This is a genomic window from Faecalibacterium sp. OF03-6AC, from assembly GCF_003478175.1.
In the GTDB taxonomy this organism is placed as follows: Bacteria; Bacillota; Clostridia; order Oscillospirales; family Ruminococcaceae; genus Faecalibacterium; species Faecalibacterium taiwanense.
This window is the reverse complement of sequence record NZ_QUEN01000002.1, coordinates 187908-200646: the sequence shown is the minus strand read 5'-3', so window position 1 is coordinate 200646 and position 12739 is coordinate 187908. Positions and strand designations below refer to the sequence as shown.

The 12739-nt window shown below is 57.5% G+C and carries 10 protein-coding genes and 1 tRNA gene; 6 read left to right on the top strand and 5 right to left on the bottom strand.

What is annotated here, in order from left to right; translation table 11 throughout:
• Window positions 1-7: 7 nt before the first annotated feature.
• From DXA66_RS03115 to DXA66_RS03100, 4 genes are all read left to right on the top strand, one after another.
• Window positions 8-1258 carry an enolase C-terminal domain-like protein gene (locus tag DXA66_RS03115; protein WP_097773820.1) on the top strand — a complete coding sequence of 417 codons (1251 nt, stop codon included), beginning with the start codon at window positions 8-10 and terminating at the stop codon, window positions 1256-1258.
• An 89-nt stretch (window positions 1259-1347) separates the two neighbouring features.
• Window positions 1348-2496, top strand: a complete 1149-nt coding sequence (gene dgoD, locus DXA66_RS03110) for a galactonate dehydratase (RefSeq protein ID WP_118526741.1) — start codon at window positions 1348-1350, stop codon at window positions 2494-2496.
• Window positions 2490-3500, top strand: coding sequence for a zinc-binding dehydrogenase (locus DXA66_RS03105; RefSeq protein ID WP_118526739.1), 1011 nt, complete (start codon window positions 2490-2492; stop codon window positions 3498-3500). The genes dgoD and DXA66_RS03105 overlap by 7 nt, the downstream gene beginning before the upstream one ends.
• Before the next feature lie 110 nt (window positions 3501-3610).
• Window positions 3611-4318 (top strand): FadR/GntR family transcriptional regulator, encoded by a 708-nt coding sequence (locus tag DXA66_RS03100; RefSeq protein ID WP_118526737.1) that lies wholly within the window; start codon window positions 3611-3613, stop codon window positions 4316-4318.
• Between the two features lie 92 nt (window positions 4319-4410).
• Here DXA66_RS03100 and DXA66_RS03095 read toward each other — a convergent pair whose 3' ends face one another.
• The 3 genes from DXA66_RS03095 to DXA66_RS03085 all read right to left on the bottom strand — a co-directional run bounded on the left by DXA66_RS03095 (window position 4411) and on the right by DXA66_RS03085 (window position 8867).
• Window positions 4411-6408 carry an FAD-binding protein gene (locus tag DXA66_RS03095; RefSeq protein WP_118526735.1) on the bottom strand — a complete coding sequence of 666 codons (1998 nt, stop codon included), beginning with the start codon at window positions 6406-6408 and terminating at the stop codon, window positions 4411-4413.
• 246 nt (window positions 6409-6654) lie between these two features.
• The gene (locus tag DXA66_RS03090; RefSeq protein WP_243089016.1) at window positions 6655-7470 is read right to left on the bottom strand and encodes a MerR family transcriptional regulator; all 816 of its coding nucleotides are present in this window, start codon (window positions 7468-7470) and stop codon (window positions 6655-6657) included.
• Between the two features lie 146 nt (window positions 7471-7616).
• Complete coding sequence (locus DXA66_RS03085) at window positions 7617-8867, bottom strand: FAD-binding protein (protein WP_158576280.1); 1251 nt, start codon at window positions 8865-8867, stop codon at window positions 7617-7619.
• On the opposite strand from DXA66_RS03085, the gene DXA66_RS03080 reads away from it, so the two are divergent.
• Window positions 8866-9153, top strand: a complete 288-nt coding sequence (locus DXA66_RS03080) for a hypothetical protein (protein WP_158576279.1) — start codon at window positions 8866-8868, stop codon at window positions 9151-9153. The two genes, DXA66_RS03085 and DXA66_RS03080, sit on opposite strands and share 2 nt — an antisense overlap.
• Window positions 9154-9644: 491 nt before the next feature.
• Here the strand turns inward: DXA66_RS03080 and DXA66_RS03075 are convergent.
• Both DXA66_RS03075 and DXA66_RS03070 read right to left on the bottom strand, forming a co-directional pair.
• Window positions 9645-9720: transfer RNA gene (locus DXA66_RS03075), tRNA-Val, on the bottom strand.
• 67 nt (window positions 9721-9787) lie between these two features.
• A complete protein-coding gene (locus DXA66_RS03070; RefSeq protein ID WP_118526731.1) occupies window positions 9788-10390 on the bottom strand; it encodes a TetR/AcrR family transcriptional regulator in 603 nt (200 codons plus the stop codon).
• Window positions 10391-10639: 249 nt separating this feature from the next.
• Between DXA66_RS03070 and DXA66_RS03065 the strand changes: the two genes are divergently transcribed.
• Complete coding sequence (locus tag DXA66_RS03065; protein ID WP_118526729.1) at window positions 10640-12739, top strand: RND family transporter; 2100 nt, start codon at window positions 10640-10642, stop codon at window positions 12737-12739.

The following is a 12739-nucleotide window of genomic DNA, read 5'->3' as shown; positions in this document are numbered from 1 at the left end:
CCTTATCATGGCCCCTACCATACGCGATATTAAAGTGATCTGCACCGCCCCCGAGGGCATCAATCTGGTGGTGGTGAAGGTGGAGACCAGCGAGCCGGGCCTGTACGGTCTGGGCTGCGCCACCTTCGCTTACCGCCACCTGACCGTGCAGCATCTCATTGAGACCTATCTGCGTCCGCTGCTGATCGGCAAGGATGTGCGCAACATCTCCGACCTGTGGCAGCTGATGCACCAGAACGCCTACTGGCGCTGCGGCCCCATCGTCAACAATGCCATCTCCGGTGTGGATATGGCCCTGTGGGACATCAAGGGCAAAATGGCCAACATGCCTGTGTACGACCTGTTCGGCGGCAAAATGCGCGCCGGTGTGCCGGTGTACCGCCATGTGGACGGTGCCAATGTGGACGAGATCTGCGAGAACATCGAGAAGTATCGTTCCATCGGTGTCAAGCACATCCGCTGCCAGTGCGGCGGCTACGGCGGCGGCGGCTTTGGCCCTGCTCCGGAGTGGGCAGCCAAGGGCGCAGAGCCGGGCGTGTATCTGGACAGCAAGAAGTATATGCGCGACACCCTGAAGCTGTTCGACGGCATCCGTGCCAAGGAAGGCTTCGACATTGATCTGGTGCACGATGTGCACGAGCGCATCCACCCCACCGAGGCTGTCACCTTTGTCAAGGAGATGGAGCCTTACAAGCTGTTCTTCATGGAGGACGTTGTGCCTCTGGAGCAGGTGGAATGGCTGGATAAGATCAAGCAGACCAGCGTGACCCCGCTGAGCCAGGGCGAGCTGTTCAACAACCCTGCCGAGTACAAGAAGCTGGTGCAGAATCGCAGCATCGACTACATGCGCGTGCATCTGAGCCAGGTGGGCGGCATCACCCCGGCCCGCAAGCTGCAGATGTTCTGCGAGCAGTATGGTGTGCGCATCTGCTGGCACGGCCCCGGCGATATGAGCCCGCTGGCCCATGCAGCCAACATCCACATCGATCTGGCCGCTCAGAATCTGGGCCTGCAGGAGTGGAGCGGCATCGAACCGCCCAACTTCGTCATCCAGAAGCTGAAGGACAACCACGGCGCTCTGCTGGAAGTGTTCCCCGGTATGCCCGAGTACGGCAACGACGGCTTTGTTTACGCCAACGACAAGCCCGGTCTCGGCGTAGACCTGAATGAGAAGGAGGCCGCAAAGTATCCCTGTGAGAATACTGTGACCACCTGGACTCAGACCCGCAACCGCGACGGCAGCCTGCAGACTCCGTAATTTGCAATAATCTTTGACACTGTACGATCCCTGACGGAGAAACACGGCTGGAATCGTACAGTGTTTTTTGTTCTCAAAGGAGCATTGCTATGAAGATCACAAAAATTCAGACATGGCTGGTGCGTCCTCGCTGGGCTTTTATTGAGATCAGCACTGATGCAGGCATTTCCGGCTGGGGCGAGCCGGTGCTGGAAGGCCGCGCCGCCACCGTATGCGAGTGCATCCATGAGATGGAGCCGTACCTCATTGGTGCCGACCCCATGAAGATCGAAGACCTGTGGACTGTGCTGTTCCGCGGTGGCTTCTACCGCGGCGGCGGCATCCTGATGAGCGCCATCTCCGGCATCGATCAGGCCCTGTGGGATATCAAGGGCAAATACTTCAATGTGCCGGTCTGGCAGCTGATGGGCGGCAGCTGCCGCGATAAGATGCGGGTGTACAGCTGGGTGGGCGGCGACCGCCCCGCCGATGTGGGCCGCGCTGCACTGGAAAAGAAAAAGCAAGGCTTCACCGCCATCAAGATGAACGGCACCGACGAGCTGCAGTTTCTGGACAGCTACGCCAAGATTGATGCCCTGCTGGAGCGCGTAGCCAGCGTGCGCGAGAGCTTCGGCAAGGACTTTGGCATTGCCATTGATTTTCACGGCCGGGTGCACAAGCCCATGGCAAAGATCGTGGCCAAAAAGCTGGAAGAGTTCGACCCCATGTTCATTGAGGAACCCGTTCTCTGCGATAACATGGAGTATTTCCCCGAGATTGCGGCGGCCTGCAACATTCCCATTGCTACCGGTGAACGCCTGTTCACCAAGTACGATTTCAAGCGTCTGCTGGCCATTGGCGGCGTGGACATCGTGCAGCCGGACCTTTCCCACGCCGGCGGCCTGACCGAGTGCAAGAAGATCGCCGCCATGGCCGAAGCCCACGATGTGGCCCTTGCTCCCCACTGCCCGCTTGGCCCGGTGGCCCTTGCCAGCTGCCTGAATCTGGATGCCACCTGCTACAACGCGGCCATTCAGGAGCAAAGCATCGGCATCCACTACAACGAGGGCCGCAGCGTGCTGGACTACGCGCTGAACCCCGAGGATTTCAAGTTCGTGAACGGCTTTGTCAGCCTGCCCCAGAAGCCCGGCCTTGGCGTAGAGGTGAACAAGGCTCTGGTGGAGGAAGAGGGCCAAACCCCGCACAGCTGGAAGAACCCGGTTTGGAGGCATGAGGACGGGAGCGTGGCAGAATGGTAAACATGATGAAAGCACTGGTGTTCACCGCACCGCATACCTTTGAATACCGGGATGTTCCCCGCCCTGAACCGGCACCGGACGAGGTGCTGGTGGAGGTAAAGGCCTGCGCCATCTGCGGCAGCGATGTGCACGGCAGCAGCGGTGAGAACGGGCGGCGCATCCCGCCGCTGGTCATGGGCCACGAAGCCAGCGGCACCATTGCGCAGCTGGGCGAAGCCGTGCAAAGCTGGGCCGTGGGCGACCGCGTCACCTTTGATTCCACCGAATACTGCGGCTACTGCTGGTTCTGCACCCACGGGATGCACAACCTCTGCGCACAGCGCCGCATCGTAGGCGTTGCCTGCACCGAGTACCGCAAAAATGGTGCCATGGCCCAGTACATCGCCGTAAAGGCCCGCACTCTGTATGCCCTGCCGCCCGCCGTCAGCTTTGAGCAGGGCTGCCTTGTGGAGCCGTTTGCCGTGGGAATGCACGCAGTGCTGCGCAGCGGCCTTGCCGCCGGGCAAACCGCTGCCGTGATCGGTGACGGCACCATTGGCCTGATGACCCTGATCGCCGCAAAAAGTCAGGGCGCACAGGTCTGCATAAGCGGCCACCACACCCGGCCCATGCAGCTGGCCGCACAGCTGGGTGCACTGGACTGCGCTCAGCTGCCGCAGCTCACCGCAGAGCGCGGTGCCGATGTGGTGTACGATGCCGTCGGTTCCCAAAGCTCCTTTACACAGGCCATGGAGCTGGTGCGCAAGGGCGGACGCATCATGGTCATCGGCAACCACGCCCGGACCATCGACTTCCCGCTGCAGCGCTGCATCACCGAGCAGATCGATGTGCAGTTCAGCTATTCCTCCGCCGGGGAGTACCCGGTCTGCCTGCAGGCCATTGCCGAGGGCCGCGCCGACCTGACCGGCCTGTGGCAGAGCTTTCCGCTGGCAGAGGGTGCGCAGGTGTTCGACCGTCTTGTGCACCGGGACGAAAGCCTGACCAAAGCCGTCCTGATTCCGTGAGCAATTGTCTGCATACAAGTTTTTCTGCCAGTTTTCGCTGATTTTGATTTACTTTTGCAACATCCTATGATATAGTTAGAAAAAGTTGTAATACAAAGAGGTGTTCCACTATGGCCGATAAGGGCAGCGTCACCGGAAAGATCGCCCACTATATCCGCAAAAATATCCGCAACGGCAACTGGACCGTGGGCGAAAAGATTCCCAGTGAGAACCAGCTGTGCGAAGAGCTGGGGGTCAGCCGTGTATCCGTGCGCAGCGCCCTGCAGCAGTTCATTGCGCTGGGCATTCTGGAAAGCGTGCACGGCAAGGGCACCTTCCTGATCTCGGACGATCTTTCGGCCTTCTATTCCAATGTGGAGGAACCGGCTCCCACCATCGATGCTACCGAGACCATGAAGCAGATCCTGGAGTTCCGCAGCATCGTAGAACCGGCAGTCTGCGCACAGGTGGCCCAGACCGCCTCGCCGGAGCTGATCGCCAAACTGGAGGGCTACCTCAAGGCCATGAAGGCCTCTGTGGGCAAGTGCGAAGAGTTCATCAACGCGGACGTGGCGTTCCATATGGAGATCATTAACGCCTGCGGCAACGATTACACCATTGCCATTATGAACGAGACCTTCCAGCGCCGTGCTAGTCTGGGTAAGATGCTCATTCTTTCCAACGGTTACTACGGCGGCATCTACTACCACGGCATTTTGCTGGACGCTTTCCGCAAGCACGATGGCAAGCGTGCCCGGGTCATGATGGAAGAGCACCTGCAGCACGGCCTGTACGATCTGGAATCCGATAATCTTGGGCAGGAGAAAAACGACCTCTGAGCCGCTTTTTCCTGTCTGATACGCAAAAAAGATCCCGTTCACCCAGAAGTGGACGGGATCTTTTATTGCTTATGGGGCTTTACTGCAGCCGATCAGGCTTTGACGAAGGCAGCTGCTTCCTCAGCGCAGATATAGCCGCTGTCAATGCACAGGCCATAGCAGAAGCCGGGGATATCGTAGTAGGGGCTGTAGTACAGGCTGCCGCTGTCGGTGCCGGCAACGTACAGGCCGTCGATGGGCTGGTTGTCCAGATCCAGAGCGCGGCAGCAGTCGTCGGTGCGCACGCCGCCAAAGGTGCTCCATGCACTCGGCTCACACTGCACAGCGTAGAAGGGGCCTTCCTTGATGGGGCTGAGGTACCACTTGTTAGCACCAAACTGCTCGTCCACGCCCTTCTCGCAGTACTCGTTGTACTTTGCAACGGTCTCAGCCAGATGGGTCAGGCCGAACTTCTCGCCCAGCTCTTCAATGGTGTCAGCCTTGACCAGCCAGCCTTCCTTCAGGCCCTCTTCAATATCGCTGGGCAGGTTGTCCAGAATGCGGCCCTTGAAGTAGTTGCCAATGAACCAGTTCTCGCTGGTAGCGCCCTTTGCAGTGGTGTACTCGTACAGGCCCTGCGTGGTCATGGCATCCACATAAGCCTGATCCACAATGCCGTACCAAGGGGCGTTCAGCAGGATCTGCTCGGAGCCGTAGCTCATGGGGTAATCGCACAGCAGGCCCTCGTTGATAAAGCGCTTGCCTTCGCCGTCCACCAGCAGGTTGCCGTACAGGCCGAACTTGAAGCAGTAGTTCTGGTCGTACTTATCCTGCTTTGCGGGGCGGCTGGCCTTGCTGTTGGTTCCGCCGTACTCGCAGGGGCAGTAGCCAAAGGTCTTGCACAGCACAGCGCCTGCGTCGTTTGCCATTACAATGCCGTCGCCGGTGCACAGGCTGTTGCCGCCTGCAGCTGCGTTCAGCTTGCGGGTGTGCAGGAACTTCTCCTGCAGGTCGCGGTTGCCAAGGAAGCCGCCGGATGCAATGATGACAGCGCCTGCATGGACGGTGATGGGGGTGCCGTCCTCTTTTTCAGCGGTAAAGCCGCAGATCTTGTCGTTCTCCACGATCAGGCTCTTGGCTGCGGTGTTGTAGATCACCTGCACGCCGTTGTCGTCCAGAGCCTTCTCCCACAGCTGCACGCGCTCATCCAGAGCGTTGGTGATCAGGTGGAAGCCGCCCTTCTCATCCTTGAAGGGGGTCTCGAAGCGGAAGTTTGCTTCCTTCATCTCGTAGCCGATGCCCACCAGCTCTTCCACAGCGTCCTTGGAGGTCTCCAGGCAGCGCTTGATCAGGCTGGGGTTCGGGGTCCAGTGGGTGTAGTTCATGGCATGGTTGAACACTTCGTCCACAGTCAGGGTGGTGCCGCCCTCACGTGCGTGCAGCACGCTGGTGTCCACTGCAAAGGGGCCGGAGACCTTGATGCCGTTCACGCCTGCAACGCTGCCGGCCTTTTCCACGGTGAGCACCTTCATGCCTTTCTGGGCTGCCACGATGCTTGCCATAAAGCCTGCTGCGCCGCAGCCAATGACGGCCACATCCACATCGTATTCCTCAGCTGCGCCTGCGGTCTTTTCCACAGTCTTGGCCAGCCATGCCTGACGGTCGCCGCCTGCCTGCGCAACACAGTCTGCAATGGCTTCCTTGACAGCGCGGCTGGAATTGGTAGCACCGGTAATGCTGTCCACGCCGCCTGCCTGATTGTCCAGAATGGCGGGGATCAGCTCGTTCTCCACCTGACTGAACAGCGCGGGAGTCTCGTTCTGGCCCACGATCTTCACATCGGTCAGCGCAGTCTCAGAGAAGGTGCACTCCAGCTCAATGTCGGAGATATTGCCGTAAGCCTTGGCGGTGTAGGTGCCGGGCTTGAAGGTAAAGCCAGCCTCGGAAGCTGCGCTTGCAGCAGCAGAGGAAGCGGTGGAGGAAGCAGCAGTGCTGGAAGCAACAGAGCTTGCAGAGCTGCCGCAGCTGGTCAGCACACCGGCAGCAGCAGCGCCGACGGCACCGGCAGCAGCCTTTTTCAGGAAGTTGCGACGGGAAATGCGGTTTGCCATGATAAGGTTCTCCTTTACGTTTTCTTTCTTCTTCGTGTGTACGATGTTTTCCGGTCAGGCACCGCCGGGCCGGAACTTCGTTTGACATTTCACGAACAACACTTTACAGCATAAACCGGGTTTAAGGTCAAGTACCGTTACCGTTTTGAAACTTTGTTTGTCATTTAACAACAAGAAAGCCCCTGTGAGTTTGTGCAAACTCCACAAGGGCTTTTTGTGTCTATTGTGCTGTACCGCGTTTTTGGCTCAGATTACCGGCAGGATCACCGTCTCCATGTCCTTTCCGCAGCCATCCAGATTCAAAAAACCGGGCAGGATCATCATTTTTTCCCGCATATGGTAGCCGTGGGCAGTCATCCAGTCCAGAAGCAGGGCAAAGGTTTCCTTGCGCACGCTCTCCTCCCGCGTCAGGCTGCGGTGATACACGATGCATTTGCCCAGATTCATCCAGTGGACATGGGTGCGGTCATATGTTCCAAGCCGCCACTCCTCCGAAGCCGGGATGGCACAGACATAGCTGGGGTCCAGCTCCGGTTTTTCGGAGCTGAACTGCGCCGTCTCGATCACCCGCGCATAGCTGGAAATGGACAGCAGCTCCACAAAGCGGGAAATGGTCTCCCCTGCCTGCCCCGCCACGCTGAAGTCCCGCCCATTGGAAGCATAGACATATATTTTATCCGGCACATCCTGAACCGAAAAGTCTGAACCGGGTTCCATGTTCAGCAGGCCAATGGCCTCATCCAGCGCCTGCAGGCGGTATTCCAGCAGCTGCTTCTCGTGGGTCAGGGTGTAGCGCTGCCGCTTGAGAGATTGCTCAAACTGTTCGGTCTGCTGCTTTTCGTCCAGCATCCGCACAGCTTCCTCTATGCTGAAGCCATACTGCAGCAGGCAGCGGAAAGCGTTCACCCGGAATGCATCCTCCGGGCTGAACCAGCGGTAGCCGTTTTTCATCCGCTTCACCTTGAACAGGCCGATCTTTTCGTAATACCGGATCTTGCTCTGGGGCAGACCGGTCATGTTGGAAAATTCTCGGATATAATAGCCCTTTTCGTTTTCGCTCACCGTGCTTCCTCCTTACCCCGGAGCCGCACCGCCCGGCACCGGTTTCTTTGCCAGTTCTATTGTAACATACTTTTTATAAAAAGCAAAAAGGCAGGCCCTTTCCCAGCGGAAAAAGCCTGCCTTTTCTATATTTATATCAGAACTGCTTACTTTGTAGCCAGATACTTGCCCAGCTCACGGCCCAGCGTCAGGCACATGCCAATGCTCACGCCGGGGATCGGGGTGATATACTCGGGACCGAAGCGCATACCGCAGGTGTTGCCGGAAGCGTACAGGCCCTCGATGGGCTGATAATCCTCGTTCAGCACCTGCTGGTCATTGGTGGTCACAAAGCCGCCGGTGGTCACCAGTGCAAAGCCCAGACTCGGGGTGGTGACATGGGCGTAGAAGGGAGCCTTTGCAACTGCATTCAGGAAGTGCGGGTCCTTGGCAAAGTCGCTGTCGTAGCCCTCGGCGCAAACCTTATTGTACTGCTCCACAGTCGCGGAAAGGGCTGCAGGCTCCACACCGATGTACTCGGCCAGCTGCTCGATGGTGTCGGCGCAGTACCAGCCGTTGGCGCCCTCGGCACCAGCAGCCTTTGCGGCCTCAAAGTTGCCCTTCATGGCTTCCACCACAGCGGGCATGTCGTACTCGAATGCCTGATGGCCGGGGAAGCCGCGCAGGATCTGGGTCTCATAGGTGCTGTCGTAGATGGAGGTGATATTGCCGCGCTTTGCACGTGCCATGAAGAAGCCGTTGATCTCCGGGCCGGCAAAGGCTTCGTTCTGGAAGCGCTGGCCATTCTCGTCCACCCACAGGGGGCCGGGCAGATAGTCGGGCACGGCCATGGAGTCGAAGTTCATGGTGGAGATGTCGCCCTCCAGACGGCCGCCTGCCAGCACAATGCCATTCTTAGCGTTGATCTTAAGGTAATTGCCGTCGCTGTCCTGTGCGATCACGCCGGTGACCTTTGCACCGTCCATTACCAGCTGCACACCCTTGGTGCCAAACAGAGCGGTGGCATTGTCAGAGAAATTCTCCTCCACATAATTGTAGTTATCCCAGCTCAGGTCCTTCAGCTCCAGCTGACCGGCGGTGTTGTTGTTCTTCTCGCCGCTGGTGGGGTTCTCCCAGTAGTTCTCCCACCATTCCAGCGTGCCGGTGTAGTAGTGCATGCCGTTGTTCAGCTGGTGCACGGTGTACTCGTTGTCCGGCCAGAACTGGATGCGGGTCTTGGCCAGCGTGTCCGGGTTGATCTTGTCCAGCCACCAGTCCACAGTGCTGCCGCTGTTCTTGGCAAACTTCATCACCAGTGCGGTGTTTGCCTTGCCGTGGGTCTGCATCATCCAGTTGTTCACAAACTCCACTTCGTCCACCTTGGGCACACCGTGGCTCAGCAGGTATGTACCCGCCATGGACCGGGAGCTGTGGAACCAGTTTGCGCAGGTCCTCACCCGCCACGGCAGCGACCCGCAGAACATCAAATTTGCGTATTCCATGGAGGAGTTGATGCTGCAGCTGGCTTTCTACGGCGGCTATACTATCCTTGCCGAGCCGGTGCTGGCTCAACTGCCCGCCAACAAAAACCTCACCTTTATCCCGCTGGAAAACGATACCGTTCCCGCTTGGGCCGTGTGGAACCGCGAGAACATCTCGCCCGCCCTCCAACTGCTTCTGCGTGAGCTGGATATTGACCCGTGACCTGCTGCAGAATGCATTGACGATCTTGCGCAAAAGCGCTGCTCTTTTTTCAGAAATTCAGCAAGAAAGGTCTCTCCGGCGCTGCGTGGAGAAATGCAAAGGTCGATCACATGAATCAAAACGATCCTGTCCCGGACGATTTCACTCTTTCGCCGGCCCTTGTGGATGCACTGCCCGCGCTGTTTTTTGCCTGCAACATGGTACTGGTGGCAGGAATTTTGCTTTTATCATGAATATGCAGTGAGCCGGAAGCCTCTGATCTACAGAAGACTCCCGGCTCATTTGCTATGGATTTTTTACGTGGATGCCGTTCGAGTCCTTGATCGAAACAAAAAATTCCACGTCATACGACTTGGGATTTTCTGGTAGCCTATTCTGTTGCTCAAACATCCCACTGGGGTGTTTATTGCTGTCGCAAACGCAAACTTCCGATAAACAAAAACGTACCCGAACCCTTTTTCATAAAGAATCGGGTTCGAGTACGAACTGTATGGTGGACGGTACAGGACTCGAACCTGTGACCTCCTGCACGTCAAGCAGATGCTCTACCAGCTGAGCTAACCGTCCATAAGTCATATCGACTTGAATAGTTTACCACAGCCTGTGCAAAAAAGCAATACTTTTCTGTGATTTTTTATTTTTCCACCTTCAGCGACCTGCGGACGATATCGTACAGCACCGGCTTCATGGCCTCGATGTCATCGGGCTTGCCCTCCAGCACGCTGGAATAGCACACCGACATGCACATGCTGCCCAATGCTGTGATGCGCTGATAAATCTCCCGCTCGGTGCGGCCGGCCATTTCCGGGCTGGTCAGCACCACATTCAGCAGCTTGCGCATCAGCGGCTCGGCTTCGCGGCTGGCCTCGATCTGATCCAGCCCCGGCCAGATGAAGTTGTGCTCCAGAAACTTGAGCACCAGCGTGTCCTTCCGCAGCGCTTCGATGATATGGTCGATCACCGCCACCATCTTGTCCGGGAAGTTTTCGAGCTCTGTCTGCTTTTCCACCGCTTCGCACGCGTCGCTCAGCAGCTGGTAGCTCACCCGGCCCAGCAGCGCCTGCATCACCGCACCTTTATCCTGAAAATACAGATAAAAGGTGCCCTTGGCCACCTTGGCCCGGCTGGTGATGTCCTCCACGCTGGTTTTTGCGGCACCTCGCTCCAGAAACAAATCATAGGCTGCCTCCAGCAGTGCCCGGCGCTTCTCCTGCTTTTTGCCCTCCACGGTACCCATTTTTCCTGACGATTCCTCTTTTCCACTCGTTTTCATTCGCTCATTTGTGTTATCTCAATCATTTTAGCAGTCCTTTCCCGATAGTGCAAGTCAAAAAAGCTATACAATTTCAGGCAGTTGATAAGAAAACTGACTTTTGGTCATTTTTGTGCTTGACACCCGGTTTGTCATGGTTATAATAGTGTTTGCTTGGAAATGACCACCAGTCATTTTACTGAGATTTTTAGCCATTTTCTATGGAGGGTTCTCATGAAAAAGATCGCACAGGGCATTGTGCGGCTGCGCAAGCTGATCCTGACAGTAGCATTCCTGCTGTTGATCCCTTCCGCAATCGGCGCAATTGCTACCCGCATCAACTATGACATCCTCACCTACCTGCCGCAGGATCTGGACTCCATGATCGGCGAGGTAGCCCTTGAGGACGATTTCCATCTGGCCTCCACCGGTATGATCACGGTAGAGGGCCTGCCCACAAACGAACTGATCGCCATGAAGAAGGACATCGAGGCTGTTCCCGGCGTGACCCAGACCTTCTGGCTCAGCGATGTGATCGACCCCAGCATCCCCACCGAGATGCTGCCCGCCGATGTGCAGCAGTTCATGTTCGGCAAGAACGATTCCACCATGCTGATCGTCCGCTTTGACGCCCCCAGCGCCAGCGACGAGACCATGGAAGCCGTCGCTCAGATCGAAAAGCTGCTGCGCAAGGACTGCTTCTTCGGCGGTATGAGCGTTATCCTGCAGGACACCAAGGCACTGGTCAATCAGGAAATGCCGATGTACATCCTGATCGCCGTGGGTGCCAGCCTGCTGGTGTTGTTCCTTTCGCTGGAAAGCACCATCACCCCGCTGCTGTTCATGCTGGGTCTTTTGTTCCCCATTGCGTACAACTTCGGCACCAACATTTTTCTGGGCCAGATCAGCTACATCACCGAAGCACTGGCCACCGTGCTTCAGCTGGGTGTCACGATGGACTTCTCCATCTTCCTGCTGCACCGCTATCAGGAAGAGAAGGAGCTGCGCTCTTCCAACGAGGAGGCCATGTCCAGCGCCATCTGCAAGACCATGACCTCCATCTCCGCTTCCAGCCTGACCACCATTGCAGGCTTCCTTGCACTGTGTGCCATGCGCCTGACGCTGGGCCGCGATATCGGCCTTGTCATGGCAAAGGGCGTTGCCCTCGGTGTCATCTGCACCGTGGTCATCCTGCCCTCCCTGATCCTTACCTTTGATAAATGGGTGGAAAAGTACAAGCACCGCACTGTGATCCCCAAGCTGAAAAAGCTCAGCTATTTTGTTTCCAATCACTCGGTGCCCATCGTGGTTATCTTTATCCTCATCCTCATCCCCTTTGCCATCGCGCAGAACAAGACCGAGGTCTACTACACTCTGTTCGACTCCCTGCCGCAGGACCTGACCGGCATCGTGGGCACCAACAAGCTGGGCGAGGACTTCGGCATGACCACCAGCCACTTCATTCTGGTGCATGACGACCTGACCGCCACCGAGGTGAGCGACCTGTGCGATGAACTCAAGGACGTGGACGGCATTACGCAGGTGGTAAGTCTGGATTCCATCACCGGCCCGGGCTTCCAGACCGAGCTGCTTCCCGACAGCATCATGGAGATCCTGCAGTCCGGTGGCTACAAGCTGATTTTGGCCAACAGCTCCTATAAGACCGGCACGGATGCCATCAACAGCCAGCTCACCGAGATGATCGACCTCATCAAGACCTTTGACCCCGAGGGTGTCATCACCGGCGAGGGTGCAATGACGAAAGACCTGATCGAAGTGGCAGATGTGGACTTCAAGAACGTCAACGTCTGGTCCATCATGGCCGTTCTGGTCATCATCGCCGTTTCCTTCAAGAGCATTTCCATCCCGGCGCTGCTGGTGGCCAGCATTGAAGCCGCCATCGCCATCAACATGGGCATCCCGTACTTCACCGGTACGCAGCTGCCCTTCATTGCAAGCATCGTCATTGGCACCATCCAGCTGGGTGCTACCGTGGACTACTCCATCCTGATGACCACCCGTTACCACGAGGAGCGCGCCTTTGGCCGCACCCCGAAGGAAGCCGCCCAGCAGTCGCTGGAGCACTGCAGCCAGTCCATCCTGACCAGCGGCCTGACCTTCTTTGCCGCCACCGTCGGTGTGGCTGCCATCAGTAAGATGGAGCTGCTGAAGAGCATCTGCCTGCTGATCTCCCGCGGCGCACTGATCAGCATGGTGGTCATTCTGGTGGTGCTGCCCGCAGCCCTGATGCTGTGCGACTGGATCATCCGCCACACCACCCTCAAGTGGATGGTACCCGAATCCGCCAACGCCAAGAAGTCTGAAAAGGAGTAA